Annotated in this window: 24 protein-coding genes, 1 riboswitch and 1 other annotated feature; of the genes, 17 read left to right on the top strand and 7 right to left on the bottom strand. The window is 35.5% G+C overall.

Annotated features, from left to right (window positions below; all coding sequences use genetic code 11):
- The first annotated feature begins 15 nt into the window (after positions 1-15).
- The 3 genes from NX902_RS18110 to asnB all read left to right on the top strand — a co-directional run bounded on the left by NX902_RS18110 (position 16) and on the right by asnB (position 4,212).
- A complete protein-coding gene (locus NX902_RS18110) occupies positions 16-258 on the top strand; it encodes a DUF2584 domain-containing protein (RefSeq protein ID WP_095332504.1) in 243 nt (80 codons plus the stop codon).
- A 68-nt stretch (positions 259-326) separates the two neighbouring features.
- A riboswitch (SAM riboswitch) is annotated at positions 327-486 on the top strand.
- A gap of 316 nt (positions 487-802) precedes the next feature.
- A complete protein-coding gene (gene metK / locus NX902_RS18105) occupies positions 803-2,002 on the top strand; it encodes a methionine adenosyltransferase (protein ID WP_047944533.1) in 1,200 nt (399 codons plus the stop codon).
- 308 nt (positions 2,003-2,310) lie between these two features.
- Positions 2,311-4,212, top strand: coding sequence for an asparagine synthase (glutamine-hydrolyzing) (gene asnB / locus NX902_RS18100; RefSeq protein WP_341160884.1), 1,902 nt, complete (start codon positions 2,311-2,313; stop codon positions 4,210-4,212).
- On the opposite strand, the gene NX902_RS18095 is transcribed toward asnB, so the two are convergent.
- Complete coding sequence (locus NX902_RS18095; protein ID WP_095332500.1) at positions 4,202-5,053, bottom strand: C39 family peptidase; 852 nt, start codon at positions 5,051-5,053, stop codon at positions 4,202-4,204. The two genes, asnB and NX902_RS18095, sit on opposite strands and share 11 nt — an antisense overlap.
- 414 nt (positions 5,054-5,467) lie before the next feature.
- Between NX902_RS18095 and NX902_RS18090 the strand changes: the two genes are divergently transcribed.
- Both NX902_RS18090 and NX902_RS18085 read left to right on the top strand, forming a co-directional pair.
- Positions 5,468-6,271, top strand: coding sequence for an alpha/beta hydrolase (locus NX902_RS18090; protein WP_047944530.1), 804 nt, complete (start codon positions 5,468-5,470; stop codon positions 6,269-6,271).
- Between the two features lie 14 nt (positions 6,272-6,285).
- Complete coding sequence (locus NX902_RS18085; protein WP_095332498.1) at positions 6,286-7,380, top strand: tetraprenyl-beta-curcumene synthase family protein; 1,095 nt, start codon at positions 6,286-6,288, stop codon at positions 7,378-7,380.
- Positions 7,381-7,962: 582 nt separating this feature from the next.
- Here NX902_RS18085 and NX902_RS18080 read toward each other — a convergent pair.
- Both NX902_RS18080 and NX902_RS18075 read right to left on the bottom strand, forming a co-directional pair.
- A complete protein-coding gene (locus NX902_RS18080; protein ID WP_095332496.1) occupies positions 7,963-8,535 on the bottom strand; it encodes a tRNA (mnm(5)s(2)U34)-methyltransferase in 573 nt (190 codons plus the stop codon).
- Positions 8,532-9,497: a TIGR01212 family radical SAM protein gene (locus NX902_RS18075; protein WP_095332494.1), complete on the bottom strand. Its 966-nt coding sequence runs from the start codon at positions 9,495-9,497 to the stop codon at positions 8,532-8,534. Before NX902_RS18075 ends, NX902_RS18080 begins: the two co-directional genes overlap by 4 nt.
- Before the next feature lie 195 nt (positions 9,498-9,692).
- On the opposite strand from NX902_RS18075, the gene NX902_RS18070 reads away from it, so the two are divergent.
- Together NX902_RS18070 and NX902_RS18065 are read left to right on the top strand one after the other, a co-directional pair.
- Positions 9,693-9,956, top strand: a complete 264-nt coding sequence (locus NX902_RS18070) for a YtzC family protein (protein ID WP_047944522.1) — start codon at positions 9,693-9,695, stop codon at positions 9,954-9,956.
- Positions 9,957-9,969: 13 nt separating this feature from the next.
- Positions 9,970-10,134 carry a glycogen biosynthesis protein GlgD gene (locus NX902_RS18065; RefSeq protein ID WP_163186589.1) on the top strand — a complete coding sequence of 55 codons (165 nt, stop codon included), beginning with the start codon at positions 9,970-9,972 and terminating at the stop codon, positions 10,132-10,134.
- Positions 10,135-10,185: 51 nt separating this feature from the next.
- Here the strand turns inward: NX902_RS18065 and NX902_RS18060 are convergent, their stop codons facing one another.
- A complete protein-coding gene (locus NX902_RS18060; protein WP_341160883.1) occupies positions 10,186-11,391 on the bottom strand; it encodes an MDR family MFS transporter in 1,206 nt (401 codons plus the stop codon).
- 261 nt (positions 11,392-11,652) lie between these two features.
- Between NX902_RS18060 and NX902_RS18055 the strand changes: the two genes are divergently transcribed.
- The 7 genes from NX902_RS18055 to NX902_RS18025 all read left to right on the top strand — a co-directional run bounded on the left by NX902_RS18055 (position 11,653) and on the right by NX902_RS18025 (position 19,480).
- On the top strand, positions 11,653-12,231 hold the full coding sequence (locus NX902_RS18055) for a histidine phosphatase family protein (protein WP_095332489.1): 579 nt from the start codon (positions 11,653-11,655) through the stop codon (positions 12,229-12,231).
- A gap of 25 nt (positions 12,232-12,256) precedes the next feature.
- Positions 12,257-13,423, top strand: a complete 1,167-nt coding sequence (locus NX902_RS18050) for an amidase (RefSeq protein ID WP_095332487.1) — start codon at positions 12,257-12,259, stop codon at positions 13,421-13,423.
- A 583-nt stretch (positions 13,424-14,006) separates the two neighbouring features.
- Entirely contained in the window at positions 14,007-14,675 is a 669-nt protein-coding gene (locus NX902_RS18045; protein WP_095332485.1) for an N-acetylmannosamine-6-phosphate 2-epimerase, read from the top strand.
- Positions 14,676-14,742: 67 nt separating this feature from the next.
- Positions 14,743-15,294 (top strand): GNAT family N-acetyltransferase, encoded by a 552-nt coding sequence (locus tag NX902_RS18040; RefSeq protein WP_123258096.1) that lies wholly within the window; start codon positions 14,743-14,745, stop codon positions 15,292-15,294.
- A gap of 607 nt (positions 15,295-15,901) precedes the next feature.
- Positions 15,902-16,126 (top strand) — a binding site (T-box leader).
- A 53-nt stretch (positions 16,127-16,179) separates the two neighbouring features.
- Positions 16,180-18,600, top strand: a complete 2,421-nt coding sequence (gene leuS / locus NX902_RS18035; RefSeq protein WP_095332481.1) for a leucine--tRNA ligase — start codon at positions 16,180-16,182, stop codon at positions 18,598-18,600.
- 138 nt (positions 18,601-18,738) lie between these two features.
- Positions 18,739-19,044, top strand: coding sequence for a rhodanese-like domain-containing protein (locus NX902_RS18030; protein ID WP_095332479.1), 306 nt, complete (start codon positions 18,739-18,741; stop codon positions 19,042-19,044).
- 253 nt (positions 19,045-19,297) lie between these two features.
- Positions 19,298-19,480, top strand: a complete 183-nt coding sequence (locus NX902_RS18025; protein ID WP_047944513.1) for a sporulation protein Cse60 — start codon at positions 19,298-19,300, stop codon at positions 19,478-19,480.
- Positions 19,481-19,535: 55 nt separating this feature from the next.
- On the opposite strand, the gene NX902_RS18020 is transcribed toward NX902_RS18025, so the two are convergent.
- Positions 19,536-20,804 (bottom strand): BaiN/RdsA family NAD(P)/FAD-dependent oxidoreductase, encoded by a 1,269-nt coding sequence (locus NX902_RS18020; protein WP_095332477.1) that lies wholly within the window; start codon positions 20,802-20,804, stop codon positions 19,536-19,538.
- 323 nt (positions 20,805-21,127) lie between these two features.
- On the opposite strand from NX902_RS18020, the gene NX902_RS18015 reads away from it, so the two are divergent.
- Positions 21,128-22,753, top strand: coding sequence for a putative polysaccharide biosynthesis protein (locus NX902_RS18015; protein WP_095332475.1), 1,626 nt, complete (start codon positions 21,128-21,130; stop codon positions 22,751-22,753).
- A gap of 86 nt (positions 22,754-22,839) precedes the next feature.
- A complete protein-coding gene (locus NX902_RS18010; RefSeq protein WP_095332473.1) occupies positions 22,840-23,562 on the top strand; it encodes a pseudouridine synthase in 723 nt (240 codons plus the stop codon).
- 145 nt (positions 23,563-23,707) lie between these two features.
- Here NX902_RS18010 and NX902_RS18005 read toward each other — a convergent pair whose 3' ends face one another.
- Together NX902_RS18005 and NX902_RS18000 are read right to left on the bottom strand one after the other, a co-directional pair.
- Positions 23,708-23,929, bottom strand: coding sequence for a DeoR family transcriptional regulator (locus NX902_RS18005; RefSeq protein ID WP_016202849.1), 222 nt, complete (start codon positions 23,927-23,929; stop codon positions 23,708-23,710).
- Between the two features lie 399 nt (positions 23,930-24,328).
- Positions 24,329-24,790, bottom strand: a complete 462-nt coding sequence (locus NX902_RS18000) for an NUDIX hydrolase (protein ID WP_095332471.1) — start codon at positions 24,788-24,790, stop codon at positions 24,329-24,331.
- A 178-nt stretch (positions 24,791-24,968) separates the two neighbouring features.
- Here NX902_RS18000 and pepV point away from each other — a divergent pair, with 178 nt between their 5' ends.
- Positions 24,969-26,387, top strand: coding sequence for a dipeptidase PepV (gene pepV, locus NX902_RS17995; protein ID WP_095332469.1), 1,419 nt, complete (start codon positions 24,969-24,971; stop codon positions 26,385-26,387).
- Positions 26,388-26,408 lie beyond the last annotated feature (21 nt).

Genomic DNA, 26,408 nt, shown 5'->3' with positions numbered 1-26,408 from the left:
GAAGGGGAATGAAAAATGGGCATGCCTTTAGAATTAAATACAATGATTGTGACAAAAGGAAAAGAAATAAGATTAGAAGAAAATTTATTTTTGTTAGAAAAAGAAGATTATCGTTTATATCCAATGAATATTCCGTTAGAGGTAAGAAGAACAAAAACAGCTGAGATATCGGGGATTGCTACGATTGAAAAATTACAATGGGAAAAAACTAAAACATCGATCACTTATAAATTGATTTCATTAAATTCAACAAATTAATTAATAAAGTTAAAAATGATTGACATGTATTGATGGATTAAGCTATCATTTTACCTTGAACGGATACTCTCTTATCCTGAGCTGGTGGAGGGACTGGCCCGATGAAACCCAGCAACCTACTATGTGAAGAAAATTACTGAATCATTCATGTTTACATGTAATGGGACAGACATTCTCTTAGGAAAGGTGCTAACCTGAAGCAAGGAATTTTTCCTTGAACGATAAGAGTGAAAGGTGCGAATTGATTTTACTAGGAGCCTTTTCACTAATGAAAAGGTTTTTTGTGTAAAATGAATTATTTATCTTTTATAAAAATGTATATTTTTAGATGTGTGTTTTTATTAGAAACAAAAATCTTCGTTATATATATTATATTTTTAAACATTTTTAAAGTTTTACATATAATAATGCACGGAATTGACTTCGGATAAAAACGCCATTTTTACTTCATACTATCTAGGGAATGAGTACCGTATCAAGATAAGGTTAAGGAGTGCAGGAAGAAACCTCACTCTACTTTTTTCTAAAATAAGGAGGAAATCAGATGTCAACAAAACGTCGCTTGTTTACTTCTGAATCGGTAACTGAAGGTCACCCAGATAAAATTTGTGATCAAATTTCAGATGCTATTTTGGACGCTATATTGGCTAAAGATGCTAATGCAAGAGTTGCTGCTGAAACTTCTGTAACAACAGGTCTAGTACTCGTTGCAGGTGAAATAACTACTTCTACATATGTGGATATTCCAAAAATTGTTCGGGAAACGATTAAAGAAATAGGGTATACACGTGCAAAGTATGGATTTGATGCAGAAACAAGTGCAGTATTAACTTCTATTGACGAGCAATCCGCTGATATCGCATTAGGGGTAGACCAAGCTCTAGAAGCTCGTGAAGGTAAGATGACGGATGAGGAAATAGAAGCAATTGGTGCAGGAGATCAAGGCTTAATGTTCGGGTTTGCATGTAATGAAACAAAGGAACTTATGCCTTTACCCATTTCGTTAGCACATAAATTATCAAGAAGACTAGCTGAGGTTAGAAAAGAAGAAATCTTACCTTATCTACGTCCAGATGGTAAAACACAAGTTACAGTCGAATATGATGAGAATAATAAACCAGTGCGCATTGATACAATTGTAATTAGCACACAGCATCATCCAGAAGTGACATTAGAACAAATTCAACGCAATATTAAGGAATATGTAATCAATCCTGTTGTACCAGCTGAATTAATCGATGAAAACACGAAGTATTTTATTAATCCTACAGGACGCTTCGTGATCGGCGGACCACAAGGAGATGCTGGATTAACTGGACGTAAAATCATCGTTGATACATATGGTGGATACGCACGACATGGCGGTGGAGCGTTTTCTGGAAAGGATCCAACAAAAGTGGACCGTTCCGCTGCTTATGCAGCACGTTATGTAGCAAAGAATATTGTCGCTGCAGGATTAGCTGATAAAGTAGAAGTACAATTAGCATATGCAATCGGTGTAGCGCAGCCAGTATCTATTTCTGTTGATACATTTGGTACAGGGATTGTTTCAGAAGATAAGCTAGTAGAAGCAGTACGTGAAAACTTTGACCTTCGCCCAGCAGGAATTATTAAAATGCTCGATCTTCGCAAACCAATATACAGACAAACAGCCGCTTACGGACATTTTGGCCGTACGGACATCGATCTGCCATGGGAACGTACAGATAGAGCAGAGCTAGTAAAAAAAGCAGTAGAAGCATAAAACTTGAGAAAGAAGTTACAAGAAAGTGTAACTTCTTTCTTTTTTTTTTCGTCTAATACTTAATGATGACAATTGTATTACATGTATAAAAAATAAGGATGGAAATGCTAATAACTGATTTATATATTTACACTATTTATGTTAAAATAGAAGACTAAGTGAAGTTTTTATGAAACTTATTACCTATTAACATCTATTCTATTTAAGCGTATAGTAAAAAATTGATTATGGTTCTGCTATTAGAACAATGAGTTAGTTATAGATGTCTCAATGCATGTAGGAAAAGAAATGGAGAAGGTGAGAGCAATATGTGTGGTTTTGTTGGCTGTGTACATGAAAAAGCACAGAACTTTCAAGAAGAACAAAAAGAACTATTTGCAGGAATGAATCGTGTTATAACACATAGAGGTCCTGACGATGAAGGATATTATTATGATAACCACATTCAATTCGGTTTTCGCCGATTAAGTATTATCGATATTGAAAGTGGGCATCAGCCTTTAACATATGAAAATGAACGTTATTGGATAATCTTTAACGGAGAAGTATATAACTATTTAGAAATAAGAGAAGAGTTAGTGAAGGCTGGATTGACCTTCCAAACAAATTCAGATACAGAAGTAATTATTGCTTTATATAGCCATGAAAAGGAAAAAGCGGTTGAGAAATTGCGTGGAATGTTCTCTTTCATCATTTGGGATAAACAAGAAGAAACATTATACGGAGCACGCGATCCGTTTGGGATTAAACCATTCTTTTATTTTGATGACGGAGAGAAAACATACTTTGCTTCTGAGAAGAAAAGTATATCATTAGCATTAGAAAGTGATGTTATCGATTATCGTTCTCTACAACATTATTTAACCTATCAATTTGTTCCTGAGCCTTATACGATGTCAGAGGGAATTAAAAAGCTAGAACCAGGCCATTATTTTACCAAAAAAATTGGTGAACCTATGGAAATCAAACGCTATTGGAGAGCATCCTTTAAACCTGTTGTAAAGCAAGAGGACGAGTATACAAAAGAAATTAAAGATGTACTGTTTGATAGTGTGAAAATGCATATGAGAAGTGATGTTCCTGTTGGATCATTCCTTTCAGGAGGAATTGATTCATCCATTATTGCTAGTATTGCTAAGGAATTTCATCCAAACATTAAAACATTTTCTGTAGGATTTGAACATAATGGATTCAGTGAAATCGATGTAGCAAAAGAAACAGCTGATAAATTAGGATTAGAAAATATTAGTTATATTATTTCTCCGCAAGAATATATGAACGAAATTCCGAGAATTATGTGGCATATGGATGATCCTTTAGCGGATCCAGCTTGTGTACCCTTATATTTCGTAGCACGTGAAGCAAGAAAACATGTAACAGTTGTTCTATCTGGAGAAGGTGCAGATGAGTTATTCGGCGGATATAATATTTATCGGGAACCACAATCTCTTGAAGTGTTTAATAAAATTCCGAACGTCGGAAAAAAATTGTTGCGAGCTGTAGCAAATATTCTTCCAGAAGGCGTGAAAGGAAAAAGTTTCATTGAACGCGGAGTTACACCGATGGAAGAAAGATATATTGGAAACGCAAAAATGTTCTCTGAGTTGGAAAAAGAAAAACTACTTTCTGTCTATAACAATGGTTTGCATTATCGTGATATTACAAATCCATTATATGAAGAAAGCAGAGGATATGATCCTGTGGATCGTATGCAGTTTATTGACATTCATACGTGGATGCGTGGGGATATTTTATTAAAAGCGGATAAAATGACGATGGCTCATTCTCTAGAATTACGCGTACCATTTTTAGATAAAGAGGTCTTTAAAGTTGCTTCTAAAATTCCTACTTCCTTAAAAACAGCGGATGGTACAACAAAATATATTTTACGAAAAGCAGCAGAATCCTTTGTCCCAGAGCATGTACTAAATCGTAAAAAGCTAGGTTTCCCTGTTCCAATTCGTCATTGGTTAAAAGATGAAATGAATGAATGGGCGAAAAACATTATTAAAGAAAGTGATACAAATCACTTATTAAATAAATCAGTTGTTCTTCAGTTGCTAGAGGACCATTGTCAAGGTAAAGCAGACAATAGCCGTAAAATATGGACAGTATTGATGTTCATGGTTTGGCACAGTATTTATATTGAAAAAAAATATTCCTTCGAAAAGGAATATTTAAAAGAAGGAAAGGTAGCAATTAAGAATTAATCGTAATTGCTTGACTTCCCATTTGCACCCAGGATTCTTCAAAATCCTTTATGGGTGCTTTTTTGTTTTTTTCTCCTGTAAGTGGATCATTAAAGTAGATAGATGTTTCATCATAGCCAGTAATAAGAACCGAATGCTCTGAATAAGTTATTTTTACAGTTCCGCTTGGTGTATTCCATGTCCGAAATTGGCTCTCTGGTAACTTTTTGAATGTTGAATTTGTAATGACCCATACTGGTCGATTATTCGATAAATGATTTTTTATTTCTTCAAAATCAGATCCGGTGAAATCGACAATAGAGTCTGGTAAATATTTCTCCGCTAATGCAGCAATTGGTTTATGGTATACACCTAAACCTGGACCGTTTAATGAGTATATATCCCCAATAAATCCATCATTCGGATGTCCATAATAGATTTTACCGTTTGCTCTTGTATAGGGAGTAGTATCTTTTTTAATTTGTTTTGCTAGCGTCATTTTATCGACATCTACATCTACATATTGAAGCAGCATAGCAAGACTTGTTACCTCACAGCCTCGTGGAAGTTCAGGTAACTGGTTTATAATAGGAGCATCTAATAATACAGATTCTTTTATTAAATTTGTTTCCTCTTTTATGGATAAGAGGGCTTTTCGAGTATTTTGTGTGGCAAACTCCTTCGCATAAACAATTGCTTGATAGCCGTCTCTATTTATAAGTAGAAAACTAATTGCAATCATGGCGAATATCGTAAATAAATAGAGACTTTTTACAAAGATGCTTAGTTTATTTCTTACTAATAAATATAATAAGAAAAATAAAGTAATCAATGAAATTACTATTATTGTATTTGATTCCATTTAGTTATCACCTAATCAATTTCTTTATTAAATTATATCGGCTTGAAAAAAAGTTCTTTTAGAAAATATATAAATTGTCACAAAGTTTCCTTTCTTTTAGTTAATTTTGGAACTTTTAAGAAACGATATCCATTCTTTCGTTCCTTTTCCCTATTTTTCGACAAAAGAAACCTTTTTTAGTATACCATTTATTTTGATAAATGATGAGGTTTGTATTATAAAGGTACATTTCTAAGTTATTTGCTATAATTAAAGTAACTTTGGATCATAATAAAAAAAGCTGATCTTCGTCTATTCGCATTTATTATTAATAAGTTATATTACAAATAAAATCTTTATTTTTTTCATAATTTGCTGGTTTGTTAAAGTTGAATAAAGCCAATTTAGATTTTTACATGGGATGGAGGAGCTTTTATGTGGAAATGGGAAGCTGAGGGAAACGCGAAAGCGGTCATTGTTATTGTTCATGGAGCAATGGAGCACCATGGTAGATATGGCTGGCTTATCGAAATGTTTCGGTTAGCTGGTTTTCATGTTGTAATGGGAGATCTTCCTGGACAGGGTATGACAACTAGATCTGATCGAGGACATATTGATTCATTTGATGAATATACAATAGAAATTAAAGACTGGATTCAAGCTGCCTATCAATTTGATCTGCCTATTTTTTTATTGGGGCATAGCATGGGGGGCCTTGCTTCTATTAGACTTCTCCAGCAGGAGAAATTAAAAATAGCAGGCTTGATTTTATCTTCACCATGCTTAGGGTTGATTAATTACCCCTCCAAGTTGATGAGTTTAGTATCACTTCTCTTGAATAAAGTGGCCCCAAAGCTAAGAGTTAATTCCGGTTTAACGATTGATATGGCAACTCGTAATGCAGAAGTAAGAGAAATTGATTCAAATGATACTTTATATATAACGAAAGTTTCTATCAGATGGTACCGTGAATTGATTAATGCAACAAAGAAAGCCTTTGAAGACATCGCCAATACGCAAGACTTGCCACTTTTGCTTATGCAAGGCGGCGGCGATTTAGTTGTAGATAAAAAAATGGTAAAAACCTGGTTCAATATGATACCATTATCTGAAAAGAGATATAAAGAATGGCCAGAGTTTTATCATGAAATTTTTAATGAACCAGAAAGAGATGAAGTTTTTGAATACACGAAGGATTTTATCAATAGTCAATTGAAAGCAATTGGTTATATTGTATAAGCGAGGTTTTTTATATGTCAGTTCCAAAGATGCCAATAACATTAATGTCAAAAGTTTACTTAAAGGTTTTTCCAGTTGTCCATCAAGAATTGAGCTATTGGGCGCAAAGAGCAGAGAGTATTCCTAATTTAGAATTAAGAAAACAAGCATTAGCAAGTATTGAGAATAAAACATTTCATTGTGAAGGTGGTTCCATCATGGCCCTAATTGCCATGAGCAAGTACAAAGAAGTAATTAAATTTATTGTAGCCTACCAAACGATAAGTGATTATTTAGATAATCTTTGTGATCGAAGCACTTCGCTTGATCCGAAAGATTTTTCTGCTTTACATGAATCAATGGAACACGCTTTAACTGTTGGAGCTAAACCAAGTAATTATTATCGTTATCGAGAGGATCAAGATGATGGAGGCTACTTATATGATTTAGCTAAGACATGCAGAGATACACTAGCAAAGCTACAGAATTACGGAAGCATTAAGGAACAGCTTTTAGAATTATGCCGCTACTACTGTGATTTACAGATACATAAACATGTGATAATGGAAGAACGAATTCCTCGATTGAAATTTTGGTTTGAAAAAAATAAAAATCATGTCCCTAAAATGGAGTGGTATGAATTTTCTGCTTGCTCTGGCTCGACTTTAGGAATTTTTTGCTTAGTCTCTTATGCATTTCGGGATGATTTTGATGATTCTTATCCAGCACTAATTCGAGATGGATATTTTCCTTATATCCAAGGACTACATATCTTACTAGACTATTTTATCGATCAAGAAGAGGATAAAATAGGTGGTGACTTAAACTTTTGTTTCTATTATAAAAATGAAGAGGAATTATTTAATCGTCTAAAGCATTTTGTAACAGAAGCCGATCGCCATACTAATAAACTCCCTCATCAAAAATTTCATAAACTGATTAACCGAGGTTTATTAGGCGTCTATTTATCTGACGAGAAGGTAAATAAGCAACGAAATATCCGCAAGCTTGCCAAAAACATGATTAGGACATCTGGTCCAATCGGCTATTTTTTCTATCTGAACGGAAGAGCTTATAGAAAGTTTCAAAAAGTAATACCGAGTGGAGCATTAAGAGCATTGAGCAAATAAAATAAGGGTGAGACATAAGTATTTCAACCCAATATAACCCCGAACAATTATGCGTGCATATTAGGAAATATTCGTATAATTATTTGGGGGTTTTTATTTATTTTAAGAAAAAAGGTTTGTGGTAATCACCCGCAGACTGAATACACTTCGCTTTCCATGGGGCGAGCGCCAAGTCTCCTCGTTCCTGCGGGGTCTTGGACTTTCTCGCAGCTCCCATAGGAGTCTACGTGTATTCAGTCTGCTCTGTTTTTTTCTAGTAATTTTAGTTTGCTAAAAAACTAAATAAGCTTTAAAAAAGGAGTGAAATGGAACGGAGGATACTCGACTCCTGCGGGAAGCAGAGCAAAGCCTAAGCCCCCACAGGCTTTAGCCGAGGAGACTTAGGTTGCTCCCCGGCGCATCGTGTGTCTGTAGTGTAATGGAACGAATTGGTTTCACCACTGAATTAGAGATTGTTCGTCTTTATCCAATATATATTTTGTTTTGTCCCATCCTCATTTTGTTGCAGCGGGTATTGAGCTTCTTTCCACAAGTATGTCAGTAGTTTCATTCCATTTCATTTCATTTGAATTAATATTGTGACTATCTTTTCTCAATTGCGATAATAAAAGGCGGATTATTAATGCCGTTTATAAACTGATAACGAAGCACATGAGCTTCCTGTTGATTTATATTTTCAACATAGGTAATAAGTTTGTCCCGTTCAATAGCTCCCTCTGGATGGCCATGATAAATCACTAATACAATAATCCCTTCTTTAGACAGGATTTGAAGTAGCTGTTCGATTGCGGCAATAGTTGTTTCAGCCTTTGTGACAATCGACTTGTCTCCACCAGGTAAGTAGCCTAGATTAAAAACAGCTCCTGTGACTTTTCCGTGGTACTGAGAAGGAATCACATCCATTATATGCTCATGTCCGCACAAATGAAGAGAAGCAGCTTCTTGCAATGCTTGATTAATTAGCTTGTCCTTTGTCGCCAGTAAAGCAGCTTCTTGAATATCAAAGCTGAATACCTTTCCTTTGTTTCCAACAAGATTGGCTAAAAAAACGGTATCATGACCATTTCCCATTGTAGCATCAATTGCAATATCTCCTTTCGATATTGCTTTTTCCAATAATTGATGAGCAAATGGAATGACTCTGTCTAACTTCATTGTGTCACCTTCTTATTTGCCTGATAGAATTTACCTTGCCAGCTATTGCGGCTTTTTAATTCTGCATCAATTTTGTTTAATACTTCCCATTTATTTACACTCCACATTGGCCCCACCATTAATTCAATTGGTCCATCTCCAGTAATTCGGTGAATAATCATTTCTGGTGGTAATATTTCTAATTGATCGCAAACTAATGATATATATTGATCAAATGTTAAAAATTTCAGCAGGCCCTTTTCATATTGCTTGACCATTGGAGTTCCCTTTAATAAATGAAGCAAATGGATTTTAATTCCTTGTACGTCTAGCTCGCTAACGCTTTTGGCTGTTTCCATCATCATTTCGTTCGTTTCCATTGGTAAACCATTAATAATATGGGAGCAAATACGAATATTATGCTTTCTCAGCTTATTAACGCCTTCCACATATGTTTGAAAATCATGAGCCCGATTAATAAGGTTTGCGGTTTTTTCATGAACCGTCTGAAGGCCTAGTTCTACCCATAAATAAGTACGTTCATTTAGTTCTGCTAAATACTCGACAACATCATCTGGTAAACAATCTGGGCGTGTTGCGATAGATAGACCAACAACATTTTCCTGCTTAAGCACCACTTCATATTTTTCGCGCAGTACATCAACAGGAGCATGAGTATTGGTGTACGCTTGAAAATAGGCCATATACTTTCCGTCTTTCCATTTCGTATGCATCTTGTTTTTTATATCATGGAATTGCTTTTCAAGGCTATCAACACGATTGCCAGCAAAATCGCCAGAACCAGCTGCACTGCAAAAAGTGCATCCTCCATGTGCTACAGTACCATCTCTATTTGGGCAATCAAAGCCGCCATCTAGGGCAATTTTGAAAACTTTGTGACCGAATTCATTTCGAAGATGATAATTCCATGTATGATATCTCTTATTATCAGAGGCAAATGGGAATGGGTTATTCTGATTCATATCAGTGTAACCTCCTAAGTAATTTTAATTCTTTTTTTGTCATTTCCACCTAAGCATTTTAACATGACTCAGTTCTTTATCCAACAGAATTTCTTCATCAGTTAAGAAAAGGAAGTAATAGGAGAGGAACAATAGACAGATACTACTTGTGAAGCAATCTGCTTCTAATTGAAAAGATTGTTGGGAGGTTATTATTTGGCTACTCGCGATTCCATGAGCGACTTACTACAAAGATGTAATGATGTAATCAATTTTGCAGAACAGCAATATGAAGCAGCAAGACGTCAGGAACATTTTAATGATACGGAATATACGGATGCACAAATGCAATTAGAGAATATTTACAATGATTTGCACACGATGGATCGCAGTGCAAACCAGCAGCAAAGAGAAGAACTGCATCGCATGCGATTACTGATAGAGCAAATGCAAAATCAAATGACATTAAGACTGCATTAAGAGGGGGATTAAAATGGATAAACGTTCGAAGAAAAATAATCCAGAACAAAAAACACGTAATGGGATAAATAATCAGGATATGGAGCTGGGGAAAGATGTTGATCTAATTAAAGCCGCCAAAAAGAAATATGAGAATTCTGGAGGTCAACCAGCTAAATCCAAATCAAGACAAGAATAATTTATTAATAAAAAATGTCCCAACGGTATGGTGACTGTTGGGACATTTATATCAATTGGTTTTAGGCGTTAACTTAGAAGCTTCTTTTGTGGGATAATCATAGAAAAAGGCTGTAAACAAGCTAATTACAAGTAGCACGACTAATATAGGCACAAGCAAAGTCATACCACTGCTGTCAACAATCATTCCCCCGACAAGTGGACCAATCATTCTTCCACCAGTTGCTGTACTGTTTACGATTCCTTGGAAAAAGCCTTCTTTCCCTTTAGGAGCCAGCTTATCAGCAATGGTCGGTACTGCTGGCCAAATAAGCATTTCTCCGATTGTTAAGATTATCATCGCCGCAAGAAAGCCAGTAAAGTATTCTGCTTTTCCTACAATAAGGAAGGAAACAATAAAAATACCGATTCCAATAAGCATTTGTTTCTTTATAGATGTACATACTTTTTTGGTGAAAAAAGTAATCAGCGGTTGGCCGAACACAATGAGACCACCATTAACAGCCCATAATAAACTATATTGTGTTAAAGGAATACCTAACTCCTGTGTATGGGTGGAAATGGTAGCTTGCCATTGAACATAGCAAATCCAGCACAATAAATATCCCAATCCTAAAATACCGAGTGAATACATAGCGGGACTGCCTTTTAACAAATGTCTTCCTTTTCTTTTAGAAACCGTACCAGTAGTAGAAGGAAGGACATCTGTTTTTACTTGAATGTTTTTATAACTAAAGAAGGCAATAAGGAAAAATACCCCATACATAAGGGTGTTGGACAAGAAGATTAATTGGAACGAATAAGAAGCGATAAAGCCACCAATTGCTGATCCTAGTGCCACACCAACGTTTTGCGCAACATAAATACTATTAAAAGCTTTTCTTCCTCCCTCTGGCCAAACATTCCCTGCCATTGCGTACATGCTAGGATATATAATACCTGATCCAAAACCAGATAACGTAAAGAATGTACAATAAGCTTCCCAATTGTGGAAAAGAGTCAATCCTAGTAAAGAAAAGGCGGTTAAAGAGATCCCTAATAAGATGGATAGATATCCCCCTAATTTATCGTAAAGAATGCCTCCGATTAAATTACCGATAACACTTGCTCCAGAATTAAGCATAAGAATAAAACCTGCAACCGTAAGTGTTTTTCCTAAATGCTCATGAATGTATATACTATTTAAAGGCCAAAGTAAGGAAGATCCTGTAACGTTAACAGCCATTCCAATAACTAAAAGCCATAGAGAACGAGGCATAATAATGCTCCTTTTCAACTTTATTCTTAAATACCAAAATAAGTGTAGTTGCTTTTTAACAAACCTGCAATAGAATATTATCCATTTTTTTAAAGGCGGAATTTTCTGATAGAAAAGAGCGATAAAAAGCGTTTTTGAAAGGTAAATTAGGATGAAAAGTCGATAATAATCATTTTAATATTTAATTTATTTGAAAAATAAGTATTTTTCTAATAAAGTAGTAATAACCCCAAAATTAAGCATGGAGAAAGGATAAAATAAATGACAAAAATATGTTTAATAAGGCATGGAGAAACAGATTGGAATGCACTGGGAAGGATTCAAGGAAAAACGGATATCCCATTAAATGAAAATGGAAAGAAGCAGGCAGAACAATGCCGTGACTATTTAAAGCATTCAGATTGGGATGTCATTGTTACAAGTCCTCTTAAAAGAGCAAAGCAAACAGCGTTAATTATAAATGAAGCTTTGCAACTAGAAGTGGTAGAAATGGATGAATTCATGGAGCGCAGTTTTGGCGATGCGGAAGGGAAAACAAGAGAAGAACGAGCGATTCTTTATCCAGATCATCACTATCCAAACCAGGAATCAAGAGAAGCCCTTGTCAAAAGACTAACTGGCGGCCTAGAAAAAATTCTTTGCCGGTTTCCAAACGAAAAAGTATTACTAGTTGCTCACGGTGCAGTTATCCATACATTATTAACCATAGTGTCAGAAGAATCTCTCAAAATAGAAAAATATTTATCAAATGCTTGTATTAGCAATATTCAGTATAAAGAGAAGCGCTGGGAAGTGAAAAATTACAACTTGGTCGATCATTTAGTGGAGATACATGAATAGGAATGATTGGAAGGGGATTTGATCAATGAGTGATTTTGGTGCATACATAGATAAAAATATTTCATTGAAACCAATGAAACGAGGAAACTTGGACGGGTTGACTTTCGCTGTAAAGGATGTTTTTGCTATTAAAGATTATCTTTCCTCGGCTGGGAATCCAGATTGGCTTTCTAGTCATCCTCCTGCTAAAGAAACAGCACCTGTGATTACTAGCTTGCTGAATAATGGTGCCCGGCTGCAAGGTATAACAATCACAGATGAATTGATGTATAGTTTAAATGGAGAAAATTTTCATTACGGAACTCCAGTTAATCCTATGGCCCCTAATAGAATTCCAGGTGGATCCTCCAGTGGTTCAGCTGTAACAGTTGCTGCAAAACGGACAGATTTCTCTTTAGGGACAGATACAGGAGGATCGATAAGAATTCCATCTTCTTATTGTGGAATTTATGGAATCCGCCCTTCCCATGGAGCAGTGAATATAGAAGGAGTAATCCCTCTTGCAAAAAGCTTTGATACCGTTGGATGGATGGCAAATGACGCAGAAATTCTAAATGAAGTTGGAAAAGTGCTTTTGCCTGCCCAAAGAGACGGCTCTTTTACGAGATTTATCATGGGAAGTGATGCATGGGCATTGGCAGACCAAGAAGTTCATAAAGCCTTTGCTCCTTTATTGGAGAAATTAAAACAGTCGGTACCTAATTATACAACAACGGTTATAGCAGAAGAAGGTCTGCAAGAGTGGTCTGAGGTCTTTAGAATGCTACAGGGCAAAGAAATTTGGCAGGAGCATGGAGAATGGATTCAAAAAGTAAAGCCTACGTTTGGGCCAGGCATAGCAGAAAGATTTAAGTGGGCGAGTACAATAAAAGACGAAGATTTAGCACCATATCATCAGTTGAGACGTAAAATTCAGCAAAGAATGGAAGAACTGCTTAAAGATGACGCAGTTTTGATCATTCCTACAGCTCCAGGAATCGCACCTCTTTTAAATCTACCTGTTTATGAATTAGAAGAAAGAAGAAAGCAAACCTTTCAGTTGTGCTGTATTGCAGGATTAACGGGTTTCCCCCAAGTGAACATACCATTAACTACAAGCAATGGAGTACCAGTAGGTCTTTCTCTTATAGCTAGTAGAAATCAAGATAGAAATTTACTTCGATTAGTAGCTGAGTGGGTAAAGAAATGGTAATGATATAACCTTAAAGGAAATATAGGCATATCTATAAAGGAAGCAGATAACCTAGTTATTTACAAATTTTTATTCAAGCTTAGCGAATTTTTGGTAATCTATTTGAAGCAGTTCTGAAACTATAAAAACAAAAAAGGGCGAGGAATTCTTTTTTGGGGGCAGGCATTTTAGGGAACACTGCTGTAGACGCACGAAGTAAATTCATAAAAAGTATGGTACTGAAATGATTACTGATTCTCATATGCAGGCAATGTCTGCAACAACGCTAACCAAATAGAAAATTACTATTAGTATCTCAGTAAGTGGCAGTACCAAAGATACTATTGATGCTTTAAATATTGCCAAAAACAATGAGGTTAAAATTATATATTACGCACATTAACATTCTCCCATTACAAAGATTTCAGACTGTTGTTTTATTAACAGGCGGTAGAGAAACTGCATTTCAAGACGGTTTCATGTCGGCAAGTTATGCAATGGGGTTGCACATCGGTTAAAAGAAATAGCATTAAAATATAGAGAAGCTACTGCAAAAGCAGTGGTTGATAAAGCATACTAATATATTCAAGAGAGGAGTAATTTGATGATTGAGAAACTAAAGGGAGGTTTAATCGTTTCTTGCCAAGCATTGGATTCTGAGCCATTACATGGTTCAGAATTTATGGCTGCAATGGCGCTTGCTGCAAAAATAGGGGGAGCTGTAGGAATCAGAGCAAACGGTTACTCGGATATCAAAAGAATTAAAGAGAAAGTAGATTTACCTATTATAGGGATTCTAAAAAAACATTATCCAGGCTATGATGCATTTATTACCACAACTAAGGCAGATGCACAGCTTGTGGCTGATGCGGGCGCCGACATTATTGCGATAGATGCAACCGACCGTTCAAGGGCAGAAGATCTACAGGAATTAATTGATTTTATAAAGGATAACCTTAACAAAAAAGTTATGGCGGATGTTTCCACTCTAGAGGAAGGTATACGTGCAGAGACTATGGGTTGCGATTTCGTTGGTACTACCCTAGCTGGATATACAGTGAAAACGCAACATTTGCAAAATGGTCCAGCCTTTGAATTATTAGATAATCTTGTTAAAGCAGTAAACGTTCCTATCATAGCTGAGGGGAGAATTGAAACCCCAGAAGATGCCAGAAAGGCATTAGAGCTTGGTGCTTTTTTTGTTGTAGTAGGTGGAGCAATTACACGTCCTCAGGAAATAACTAAACGATTTGTAAAGGGTATGAACAGCTAAGAAATATATATAAGGTGTCTTGTCGTGATTTAAGATAGACAATCAATTATAAAAGGAGCTGATTCAAATGAAAAGAATTCCACTTAGTATGGTGATAAAAGATTTGTCGCATATTCCTCAATACCCGCTTCCAGCTGAATTTCGAATTAGGTTATTTGAAAAAGGTGATGAACATCATTGGGCATTTGTGGAGGCGAGTGTAGATGAATTTGAAAGCGAAGAAGCTGCTTTAGCGCATTTTTATAAAGAATTTGGACCATATATTGATGAAATGACAAATAGATGCTTGTTCATCGAGAATAAAAATGGAGAAGTGATTGGAACAACAACGGCATGGTATGGTGACTTAAAAGGAGATGGAGAAATAACAGGAAGAATTCATTGGGTAGGAATTGTCCCTGCATATCAAGGACAGAAACTCTCCAAACCTTTACTAAGTGCGGCGATGAATATCTTGGCTAAATATCACTCAAAAGCATACCTTACATCGCAAACAACAAGTTACCAAGCGGTTAATATGTACTTAAACTATGGGTTTAAACCGTTTATCACTGCTCCGAGCTGTCATGAAGCTTGGTCCTTATTAGAGGATACTTTAGAGCGAAAAATATTAAAGTGAGCCAATGTCAAAATTTAAGTAGCTATATTTGGATCTGATTAATCCGTATTTTGGAAAATTTAACGGTTGCTTTCCACTAAAAATGCTCAAGTAGTCTTTTATTGTAAACTAAACTATTGAAATAGGTAAGGAGTTAGCTGCAATAAGAATAATATATGTGATTAAATTATGAAAGCAATGGAAATAATGAAAATAAGCTGAGAATTCGTGTTATTAGTGTAGGGACAATCAGTATCTATCATGCTGAAATTTATGCAAAGCTCCCACAAGTAGAATTTGTTGCTTTGTGTGAATACAATGACAAAAGAAGAAGCTGAGGTTAGAGAAATATTTGGTTACAAGGTTTATAAAGAGTGTAAACACTTGTTAGACAGATATTGATTAGTATGTATCGATTCTTAAAGAGCGGCTGATTCGATTGAACGTTCTAGTAACGAAGGTCAAAGGTGGGTTTTCATTGAAAATGAAAATGGCAAAATTCTAATGAATGTTTGACTATAATTAAGTTGCAAAACGACTAATTTGATTTCTCTTATTAATATGTACTTAATCTGAAAACTACTTGCAACATACATTAAAATACAATACAATAAAAAACATATATAAGTAATCAACAAGGATAAGGAATAGTAAAGATGCCCTTTTGAAAGAAGAGAACTGACGGATGGTGCAAGTCAGTCAAAAACATCTTGAACTCACCTTTGAGTTGCAAGTGTGAACTTTTAGTAATGCTTGCCGTACACCTGCGTTAAAGGATAATGAAGCGAGTGATTTATTCACTAATTGTGGGTGGTACCGCGGGAGATTATACATAATGCCTCTCGTCCCTATTTGGGATGAGCGGCTTTTTATTTTGGTCAAAACAACTTTATGGGAGGATTTAAGATGAGTTTTAATCATCAGAAAATAGAACAGAAATGGCAAAAGTTTTGGGAAGAAAACAAGACTTTTAAAACAAGTGAAGAAAAAAGCAAGAAAAAGTTTTATGCTTTAGATATGTTTCCATACCCATCTGGAGCAGGACTGCATGTTGGGCATCCAGAAGGCTATACAGCAACAGATATTCTCTCGCGTATGAAAAGGATGCAGGATTTTAATGTTCTTCATCCAATGGGGTGGGATGCATTTGGTTTACCTGCAGAACAATATGCGCTAGATACTGGTAACCATCCAGCTGAATTCACACAAAAAAACATCGACACATTCCGCCGTCAAATTAAATCATTAGGCTTTTCCTATGATTGGGATCGCGAAATTAACACAACAGATCCAGAATATTATAAGTGGACACAATGGATTTTTCTCAAATTGTATGAAATGGGCTTAGCTTATGTCGATGAAGTAGCAGTAAATTGGTGTCCAGCATTAGGAACGGTTCTAGCTAATGAAGAAGTTATTGATGGTAAGAGTGAACGTGGTGGACATCCAGTAGAAAGACGTCCGATGCGTCAATGGGTATTAAGAATAACAGCATATGCTGATCGTTTGTTAGAAGATTTAGATGAAGTAGATTGGCCAGAAAGTATTAAAGAAATGCAAAGAAATTGGATTGGGCGTTCAGAAGGAGCAGAAGTTACCTTCCGAATTGACAATCATGATGAGTCATTCACTGTCTTTACAACAAGACCAGATACATTATTTGGTGCAACTTATGCTGTGCTTGCTCCTGAACATGCTTTAGTAGAGAAAATTACAACTTCAGAGCAAAAGGCAGATGTAGAAGCTTACTTAGAAAAGGTTAAAAGTAAGAGTGATTTAGAAAGAACGGACTTAGCGAAAGAGAAGACGGGTGTATTTACTGGTGCTTACGCGATCAATCCAGCAAATGGCGAAAAAATGCCAATCTGGATCGCTGATTATGTCCTTGTCAGCTACGGTACAGGAAGTATTATGGCTGTACCTGCACATGATGAAAGAGACTATGAATTTGCTAAAACATTTGGTTTACCAATTAAAGAAGTGGTAGCTGGAGGAAATGTAGAAACAGAGGCCTATACTGGTGATGGGGAGCATGTAAATTCTGATTTTCTAAATGGTTTAAATAAAGAAGAAGCTATTATCAAAATGATTAATTGGTTAGAAGAGAAAGAAATAGGAACGAAGAAAATCACTTATAGACTTCGTGATTGGCTATTTAGCCGCCAGCGCTATTGGGGTGAGCCAATTCCTATTATCCATTGGGAAGATGGCACAATGACAGGTGTTCCAGAAGAGGAATTACCATTGACACTTCCAGAAACATCTGAAATTAAGCCATCTGGAACAGGTGAATCTCCGTTAGCGAATATTTCAGAATGGGTAAACGTAGTTGATCCAGTTACTGGCAAAAAAGGCAGACGTGAAACAAATACCATGCCGCAATGGGCTGGAAGCAGCTGGTATTACTTGCGTTATATTGATCCGAAAAATAACAAGCAGATTGCTGACCCTGAGAAAATTAAAGAATGGCTACCAGTTGATATGTATATTGGTGGAGTAGAACACGCTGTCTTGCATCTTTTATATGCACGCTTCTGGCATAAAGTACTTTATGATTTAGGTGTTGTTCCTACGAAAGAACCATTCCAAAAATTATATAATCAAGGAATGATCCTCGGTGAAAATAATGAAAAAATGAGTAAATCAAAAGGAAATGTCGTAAATCCAGATGAAATTGTAGCTAGTCATGGTGCAGATACACTTCGTCTGTATGAAATGTTTATGGGACCATTAGATGCTGCAATTGCATGGTCAACAAATGGACTTGATGGTTCAAGAAGATTCCTAGATCGAATTTGGCGATTGTTAGTTGATGATAATGGAGAGCTTACTTCTAAAGTTCAAGATATAGAGGAAATGAAGGCGCTAGATAAAATTTATCATCAAACAGTGAAAAAGGTAACAGAGGATTTTGAAGCACTTCGCTTCAATACGGCCATTTCGCAAATGATGGTGTTTATCAATGAATGTTATAAAGCAGATCGTATTCCGAAGAAATATGTGGAAGGATTCGTGAAGTTGCTTTCTCCAATTTGCCCGCATATTACTGAAGAGCTATGGCAGATCATTACTGGTTCTAATCAATCCATTGCCTATGAAGCATGGCCTGCATATGATGAAGCAAAATTGGTTGATGATGAAGTCGAAATTGTCATACAAATTAACGGTAAAGTGAAAGCGAAACTAATGGTTCCAGCGGATGCTAATAAAGATGCGTTAGAGCAGATTGCTATGGAAGATAGCCAAGTTAAAGAGCAGATTGATGGCAAGCAAGTACGTAAAGTTATTGCCGTTCCTGGTAAATTAGTTAATATCGTTGCAAATTAAAAGGGAGAGGCTGTCTTTTTTGACAGCCTCCTCTTTCGGTCAATTAGGCAGACTAATTGCATAACATAGTCATTTAATCTATATTACAATGAGAGAAACTATATACACAGTATAAAAGGTGATAATGGAGGAAATAAAATGGATACGATAAAAACAATTACTACTGAGGAATTAGAGGAAAAGCTGACTAATGAAGAAAAGCTAGAATTAGTTGACGTTCGGGAAGACGAAGAAGTAGCAGAAGGAATTATTCCTGGAGCAAAACACATTCCGATGAATAGCATCCCTGAAAATTTAGATTACTTTTCAAAAGATAAAGAATATATCATGATTTGCCGCTCAGGTAGACGAAGTGAAAATGTATGTTACTATTTGCAAGACCAAGGCTTCAAAGTGGTAAATATGGAAGGCGGCATGCTAAATTGGCATGGCAAAACAGTTTAAAGGCTGATAGCTAATATAAGCGAAAAAGCTTAAAGATAAGGTATTATTCTCCTTTATTCTTTGAGCTTTTTTATATGGACTTCGTTTACATAACTTAAATGAAAGCTAAAAGTGTCTACACTCTGAAAGTATAAGAATAGCTTGCTAAGAAATTCAAAAGAAAGTTAAAAGTTTTTATAGAATTGATTGAATAGTAAGAATTTTGTCTATCCTTTAACTATAACCTACAAAATAATAGGGAGAGGAAGAAAAGATGATTAAAGTAAAATTATTTGATCAAGAGCACGAGAAGGATCTAGAATTACAGATGAATAAATTTTTACAGAAAATAGATGAGAAGAAATTAATCGATATCAAATACAATGTCGCAGCCATGCAAGAGGATGAGGAGGATCAAATCTATTGTTTTTCCTCCATGATTATTTACAGAACTTAATTAGAGAAAAATAAAAAGCAGAAGTGCCTGTATGGAAAGCACCTCTGCTTATTTTTTATTCACTTTTAGCAACTAAAGCAGCATTGACACCTGCCAGCCTTCCTGTTACAAAAGCTGATGTAATATTATAACCTCCAGTATATCCGTGAATATCTAATATTTCACCACAGAAGAACAATCCTTCCGTCATTTTCGATTCCATTGTCTTAGGAGCAATTTCCTTTATAGATACACCACCGCCAGTGACAAAAGCTTTTTCTATCGGTAACGTTCCGTTTACATCAAAGGTGAAAGCTTTACATAGACCAACAAAGACTCTAATTTTATCTTGAGAAATAGTTGCACATGGAGCTGCTGGATCGATATTTGCTAGCTCCAGCAAATATAATAAATATCGTTCTATTAATAGACCTTTTAACGTATTTTTAATTGCTTTCTTTGGTTCAGTTTTCAGCAATGTCATTGTATCTTGAAAAAGCTCTTCTTCTTTCTTATCAGGAAATGAGTCAATGGAAACTTTCACTTCCCCTAAATTCCATTTTTTCTTTGCCTTCACGACAAATTGGCTGCATCGTAATACGGCTGGACCACTAATGCCAAAGTGGGTGAATATCATATCCATTTGATGGGTAATAATAGGTTTGCCTTTCGGGTTAAGTACACTTAATGCTACATCTCTTAGTGAAACCCCTTGTAAGGTTTTATTTTGAATAAATGCTTCTTTCGAAGTGATAGGTACTTCTGTTGGAAATAAATCCGTTATTGTATGCCCTGCTTTTTTAGCCCATGCATATCCATCCCCTGTTGAACCAGTATGTGGTACAGATTTGCCACCAACTGCAATGATCAGTGACTTACAGGTTTTAGTTTCACCATTTTGTAGAATCACCGTTTTTGTTTTATTTTCATGATAGTTTACTGTCTTTACTGGGGAATTGGTCTGAATAGTTACCCCTAATCTATCTAGTTCGCTTAATAAGGCATCTACGACTGACTGTGCTTTGTTGGAAACAGGAAACATTCTGCCGTGATCCTCTTCCTTTAAAGCAATCCCCAGCTTTTCGAAAAAAGCGATAATATCTTCATTGTTAAATTCAGAAAATCCACTGTAGAGAAAACGCCCATTTCCAGGTATATGCTTTATGATTTCCTCTATTGGAAGCCTATTAGTTACGTTGCAGCGTCCTCCACCTGAAATGGCTAATTTTCTGCCAAGCTTATTTCCTTTATCAATTAGTAATACTTTCGCCTGTTGTTCTGCCGCTCCAATTGCGGCCATTAATCCTGATGGTCCTCCGCCAATCACGATTACATCATATTGCATATTACATCCTACTTTCTTGAAAAAGTGTCGTTTTCTTTGTTATTATTTTAGTTTGTATCTATCTATCTATCTATCTTATAAAGGAATATGTCTGTTAGCCACTAATTTTAAAAAAGGGGATTCTTTCCTTTTATAGTAATCCATAACCGCATCATGCTCTTTATTAAAAGTAGCGTTTCTTTTTAAGAAAGGGTACACTACTAATAGTGTGTTAGAAAATGTTCATATTTACTTTTAATCGAATATATTTTATTACCTATTTTCGTGGTAAAATACTTATTTGTGTAACGTTTTAAGAGAGCTTCGTTTAAGGAAGGGATTTTATGTCATCAAAATTGCTTAAAGGCACATTTATTTTAACACTTGGGACCATTATATCCAAAGCGTTAGGGTTATTTTATGTTATACCATTCAATATGATTGTCGGAAAACAAGGGACAGTGCTATATCAATATTCTTATGTAGCTTATACTATTGTAATAAGTATTGCAACAGCTGGTATTCCATTGGCTGTAAGTAAATTTATTTCGAAATATAATGCAATGGGAGAATATAAAGTAGGAAGAAGATTATTTAAGTCAGGATTAGTGATCATGCTGGCAAGTGGGGTCCTGTCTTTTTTAGCTTTATATGCAGCAGCTCCCTTTTTAGCAGGGCTTATTATATCAGATGATGACTTGACCTCAACCGTAGGGCAGGTTACAACAGTTATCCGTGCAGTAAGCTTCGCATTGATTGTCGTTCCATTTATGAGTTTAATCAGAGGCTTTTTTCAAGGGCATGATGCAATGGCACCTTCAGCTGTCTCGACAGTAATCGAGCAGATTGTTCGGATTGTTTTCTTACTTGGCGGATCAGCAATTGTTCTGTTTATATTAAAAGGAAAATTGATTACTGCAGTCAGTATTTCCGTTTTTGCAGCATTTGTCGGTGCAATAGGTGGACTTGCTGTGCTGTTATTGTATTGGCGAAAAAGTAAAGATGAGTATGATAATCTTTTATTATATGATAAAGGCATGCAGACAGATATTCGTCTGCGCTCTATGTATAAAGAAATTCTCTTGTCTGCTGCTCCATTTGTTTTCGTGGGAGTGGCGAATCCGTTATTTCAGGCAATCGATACCGTTACTTTTAACCGTGCGATGAGTAGTATTGGGCTAAGTTCAATCTCTGAAACTGCCTTAAATATTTTTAATTACCAAACCCATAAAATCATTATTATTCCCGTATCGCTTGCAACTGGTTTTTCGATGGCATTAATTCCAATGATTACAAGAGCCTTTATAAAAGAGGATCATACCGATCTTGCCACAAACTTAAATCAAACTTTCCAAGTCTTATTATTTATTACGTTGCCCGCATGTATTGGTCTTTCTGTTCTAGCAGAGCCAGTGTATCGGTTGTTTTATGGGACAGAAGATCTTCTAATGGGTGCAGAAGTGCTAAGATTGTATGCTCCTGTTGCCATTCTTTTTTCCCTTTATCCAGTTACCGCGTCCATCTTACAAGGGTTAAATGAGCAACGATTTACTATATTAAGTTTATTAGTAGGGATTTTAATTAAATTAAGTTTAAATATCCCGTTTATAGAAAGATGGGAAACAAATGGCGCTATCCTTGCAACTTCATTAGGGTATACAGTATCTATCCTCATTAATTTAGGGGTAATAAAGGCATACGCAAATTATTCCTATAAAATAGTTATTCGAAGAAGCATTCTCATCATTGGATTTTCGGTAATGATGTATATTGTAACAAATATTGTCTATTCATTACTCCGGTTATTTTTATCAACAGAGTCCGTTGTAGCTTCTTTATTAATGGTTGTTATTGTAGCTATTTTTGGAGTTCTCATGTACGTATATTTAGCTTACCGCTCTAAATTGATTTATCGCATTTTTGGAGAGCAAGCTAATAAAATAAAACAAAAATTAAGACTTCCTTTTTAATTTAGGAGAAACAGTAGGAAGTAAGCTTTTAAATAATAGGAAAAGAGCCTTTAAAAATAGAAATAATAGATAGAGGTTGAGTTTATATGCGAATAGATAAAATGCTCGCTAATTTAGGGTACGGAAGTAGAAAAGAAGTGAAAATGCTCCTGAAAAATAAGGCAGTAAAAGTAAATGATGTAATTATTAAAGATGCTAAGCATCAAGTAGATCCGGAAAAGGATGCAGTATCGTTAAATAATGAAATAGTCGAATACAAAGAGTTTATTTACTTAATGATGAATAAGCCACCTGGCATTATTTCTGCAACTGAAGATACAAGAGAAGAAACAGTGGTAGACATTCTGCAAATAGAGGATTCCGTTTATAATCCATTTCCTGTAGGAAGGTTGGATAAGGATACAGAAGGCTTACTTCTGCTCACAAATGATGGCAAATTAGCACATCGTTTATTATCTCCCAAAAAACACGTTCCGAAAACGTACTTTGCCGTTATAAGTGGGAAAGTAGGCGAAGAGGATATCGAGGCATTTAAAAAGGGCGTTGTTTTAGATGATGGATACCTTACGAAGCCTGGTCACCTAGTAATATTAAAAGCTGGCGAAACTTCTGATATTGAACTAACGATTTCAGAAGGGAAATTTCATCAAGTGAAAAGAATGTTTGAAAGTGTTGGGAAAAAAGTTGTTTATTTAAAGCGGATTTCCATGGGACCATTGGAACTGGATGAAACACTAGAGCTTGGAGAATATCGGGAGTTGACAGAAGAAGAAATAGAGCTGTTAAGAAACTATGAAGTAAATAATTAGAATATGGCTATAATAGCTCATATTAGTGGAGTAAAAGTAAAAACCTTACTTGGATTTTAGGAAAATATCAATCCTTTCCTGAAAATCTAGTAAGGTTTTTGCTTTTTATTAAACAAATTTTAAACTTAAGTTCGTTCCATTCGTTTTAGGATGTCATTTTTACTTTTTTTCTAGTTGTTGTCCATTTTCCACGACTTGGACTTTGTACCAAGTCATTATAAGCTAACACATTCAAATCTCTTTGAATCGTTCGCGGAGTAATACCAAATTCCTCCACTAGCTCTTGTGTTGTGACAGTTCCACGCTTACTAATAAACATGTAGACGGATTTGATACGGTTTAACATCCGGTTAGTTGAAGGTTTCAATAAACCACTCCCTATCCTTTTTTCAAACCTTTGGCAAATTCCAGCGACCGACAGCTTATTTGAAGAGTAAAATCTTCAAGCGTATGTAATTTTCTTTTCCACAGACAACCCCTTTTCAACTGGTTAAATAAATAGTGAAATAGTTAATAGAATGAAATTCTATATAAATATTGTACCCCTATTTACTAATATATTCTACATTATTTGCGTTAATTTACAAAATATTTGCTTATTTATGTATTTATTTACCACCCCCTGCAGGGTTTCTTTACATTCATCATATGGGATTTATGTTTATGATATGAATAAAAATGCGAAAAGTTAGTAAATAACTTTCTTTCCCGATTTTTGTGGTTGATAAACCAAATGAAATAAAAAAATAAAACGGGATAAGGTTTTTTAAATTCTCTTTAAATTCTTTTTAAAGTCTTCAATCATTCTTCTATGGCTGCCGACCATTTTTTCTGGTAGTTCATCTAAATTGAAATATCGGAGACTGAATGCCTCCTCTTGATCATTTTTGAGCTTTCCTTCATATTCTGAAGTGCAGTAGGCAGTTGTTACGGTGTAAAAAGGGTCCCCATTTGCGGCCACCGCAAAATAATCTTTCCCAGAATAAACGGATAATAATTGAAGATTCGTTATTTGCAGACCCGTTTCTTCGAAAACTTCTCGTTTTGCTGTTTCTTCTGTGCTTTCTCCTAATTCCATTAATCCACCAGGTAAACCCCACACATGTTTAGGATGTTTTCTCTCTTGCAAAAGTACTTTCTGATCTTTATCGAACAGGATAACTACTGCTCCAACAAGAATAATAGGCATTTTTCCGACAAGCTTTCTTAAATCTTCTACGTATCCCAATTAAATACATTCCTTCCATATGCTAGATTAAATAAGTATAGCTTTGTTTTTAATAAAAGGTATACTATACTTAATGATAATTTAGTGGAATAGGGATTTAAAGCTTTTATTTTTCATATAAAGCGTTTTATGATATGTTTTTCCTATAATATATTTATAAGCTTGCAAGGAGGCAGCTATGAGTTCAATTGATTGGTTAAATGAAGTACATAATCGTAAAGATAGTTTTATTAAGGATTTGCAAGGGCTGTTGCAAATTAAGAGTGTATTAGATGAAGAAAATGCAACAGAGGATGCACCTTTTGGAAAAGGTGTGAAAGAAGCATTAACCTATATGCTATCCTTGGGTGAAAAAGATGGTTTTGTTAGTAAGAATGTAAAAAATGTTGCTGGACATTTACTTTATGGTGAGGGAACAGAAAGCGTTGGGGTTCTTTGCCATGTAGATGTTGTTCCTGAGGGAGATGGATGGACAAGTGATCCTTACAAGGCAGAGATTCGCGATGGGAAAATATTCGCAAGAGGCGCTTTAGATGATAAAGGCCCTACAATGGCTGCTTACTATGCAATGAAAATTGTGAAGGAGCTGCACCTTCCCTTAACGAAAGAGGTTCGAATGATTATTGGAACCGATGAAGAAAGTGATTGGAGATGTGTAGAGACTTATTTTCAAGAAGAAAGTATGCCTACAATCGGCTTTGCTCCTGATGCAGATTTTCCGATTATTTATGCGGAAAAAGGAATTTCTGATTTTGACATTGTACAAAAATACACGGAAGCATCTAGCGATTCGGGTGAAGTTAAAATTCTCTGTTTTTCATCAGGTAGAAGATATAATATGGTCCCAGACTTTGCGCAAGCTGTGTTAGAAGTCAAAGAAGGAGAGCAAACGGAGATTATTCAACGATATCAAAATTATTTGAAACTTGAAAATATCCCTGGCCGCTATTTAGTTGACAATGGCGATTTAGTATTAGAATTAGAGGGAGTTTCAGCACATGGTCTAGAGCCTAATAATGGCATAAATGCTGGATTAAAGCTGGCTGATTTTCTCGTAGAGTTAGAATTGGATGAAAAAGCGGACCATTATTTTCAATTTGTAAGAAACTTCTTTGTGAATGACTCTAGAGGGAAAAAACTTGGTATCGATTTTGAGGATGAGATAACAGGAGAGCTGACATTAAATGCTGGGATATTGGATTATCAGTCAGATCATGGTGGGAAAATAGGACAGACAGTACGTTATCCTGTTACCAATGATATGGATCAAACAAAAGAAAAATTAATAAAATTACTAGCAGAACATAATTTCAGCTTGGAAAATTTCACGGATTCTAAACCGCATTATGTAGAAAAAGACTCTGAATTAATTCAGACACTAAGCAAAGTCTATGAAGAGCAAACTGGTGAAAAGGCGAAGCTTTTATCAATTGGTGGAGGCACTTATGCTAGGTCGCTAGAAAAAGGAGTTGCTTTCGGACCACTCTTTCCAGGAAGAGAAGATATTGCGCACAAAAAAGATGAATATATGTATATAGAAGATTTGTTGAAGGCAACTGCTATTTATGCACAAGCAATATATGAATTAGCTAAATAATGTTTTATTAAAGGAGAAGAG

The sequence above is a fragment of the Niallia sp. FSL W8-0954 genome, assembly GCF_038005605.1.
Taxonomy (GTDB): domain Bacteria; phylum Bacillota; class Bacilli; order Bacillales; family Cytobacillaceae; genus Niallia; species Niallia circulans_A.
This window is presented reverse-complemented; position numbering and strand designations above follow the sequence as displayed.

What these genes read in the sequence shown, in the direction of transcription:
- NX902_RS18010 (WP_095332473.1), top strand. Translation starts at nt 22,840, where the DNA reads ATGCGAATAGATAAAATGCTCGCTAATTTAGGGTACGGAAGTAGAAAA.
- NX902_RS18075 (WP_095332494.1), bottom strand. Translation starts at nt 9,497, where the DNA reads ATGAATCAGAATAACCCATTCCCATTTGCCTCTGATAATAAGAGATAT.
- metK (WP_047944533.1), top strand. Translation starts at nt 803, where the DNA reads ATGTCAACAAAACGTCGCTTGTTTACTTCTGAATCGGTAACTGAAGGT.
- NX902_RS18045 (WP_095332485.1), top strand. Translation starts at nt 14,007, where the DNA reads ATGATTGAGAAACTAAAGGGAGGTTTAATCGTTTCTTGCCAAGCATTG.
- NX902_RS18015 (WP_095332475.1), top strand. Translation starts at nt 21,128, where the DNA reads ATGTCATCAAAATTGCTTAAAGGCACATTTATTTTAACACTTGGGACC.
- NX902_RS18110 (WP_095332504.1), top strand. Translation starts at nt 16, where the DNA reads ATGGGCATGCCTTTAGAATTAAATACAATGATTGTGACAAAAGGAAAA.
- pepV (WP_095332469.1), top strand. Translation starts at nt 24,969, where the DNA reads ATGAGTTCAATTGATTGGTTAAATGAAGTACATAATCGTAAAGATAGT.
- leuS (WP_095332481.1), top strand. Translation starts at nt 16,180, where the DNA reads ATGAGTTTTAATCATCAGAAAATAGAACAGAAATGGCAAAAGTTTTGG.
- NX902_RS18025 (WP_047944513.1), top strand. Translation starts at nt 19,298, where the DNA reads ATGATTAAAGTAAAATTATTTGATCAAGAGCACGAGAAGGATCTAGAA.
- NX902_RS18065 (WP_163186589.1), top strand. Translation starts at nt 9,970, where the DNA reads ATGGATAAACGTTCGAAGAAAAATAATCCAGAACAAAAAACACGTAAT.
- NX902_RS18020 (WP_095332477.1), bottom strand. Translation starts at nt 20,804, where the DNA reads ATGCAATATGATGTAATCGTGATTGGCGGAGGACCATCAGGATTAATG.
- NX902_RS18085 (WP_095332498.1), top strand. Translation starts at nt 6,286, where the DNA reads ATGTCAGTTCCAAAGATGCCAATAACATTAATGTCAAAAGTTTACTTA.
- asnB (WP_341160884.1), top strand. Translation starts at nt 2,311, where the DNA reads ATGTGTGGTTTTGTTGGCTGTGTACATGAAAAAGCACAGAACTTTCAA.
- NX902_RS18055 (WP_095332489.1), top strand. Translation starts at nt 11,653, where the DNA reads ATGACAAAAATATGTTTAATAAGGCATGGAGAAACAGATTGGAATGCA.
- NX902_RS18080 (WP_095332496.1), bottom strand. Translation starts at nt 8,535, where the DNA reads ATGAAGTTAGACAGAGTCATTCCATTTGCTCATCAATTATTGGAAAAA.
- NX902_RS18030 (WP_095332479.1), top strand. Translation starts at nt 18,739, where the DNA reads ATGGATACGATAAAAACAATTACTACTGAGGAATTAGAGGAAAAGCTG.
- NX902_RS18090 (WP_047944530.1), top strand. Translation starts at nt 5,468, where the DNA reads ATGTGGAAATGGGAAGCTGAGGGAAACGCGAAAGCGGTCATTGTTATT.
- NX902_RS18050 (WP_095332487.1), top strand. Translation starts at nt 12,257, where the DNA reads ATGAGTGATTTTGGTGCATACATAGATAAAAATATTTCATTGAAACCA.
- NX902_RS18040 (WP_123258096.1), top strand. Translation starts at nt 14,743, where the DNA reads ATGAAAAGAATTCCACTTAGTATGGTGATAAAAGATTTGTCGCATATT.
- NX902_RS18060 (WP_341160883.1), bottom strand. Translation starts at nt 11,391, where the DNA reads ATGCCTCGTTCTCTATGGCTTTTAGTTATTGGAATGGCTGTTAACGTT.
- NX902_RS18095 (WP_095332500.1), bottom strand. Translation starts at nt 5,053, where the DNA reads ATGGAATCAAATACAATAATAGTAATTTCATTGATTACTTTATTTTTC.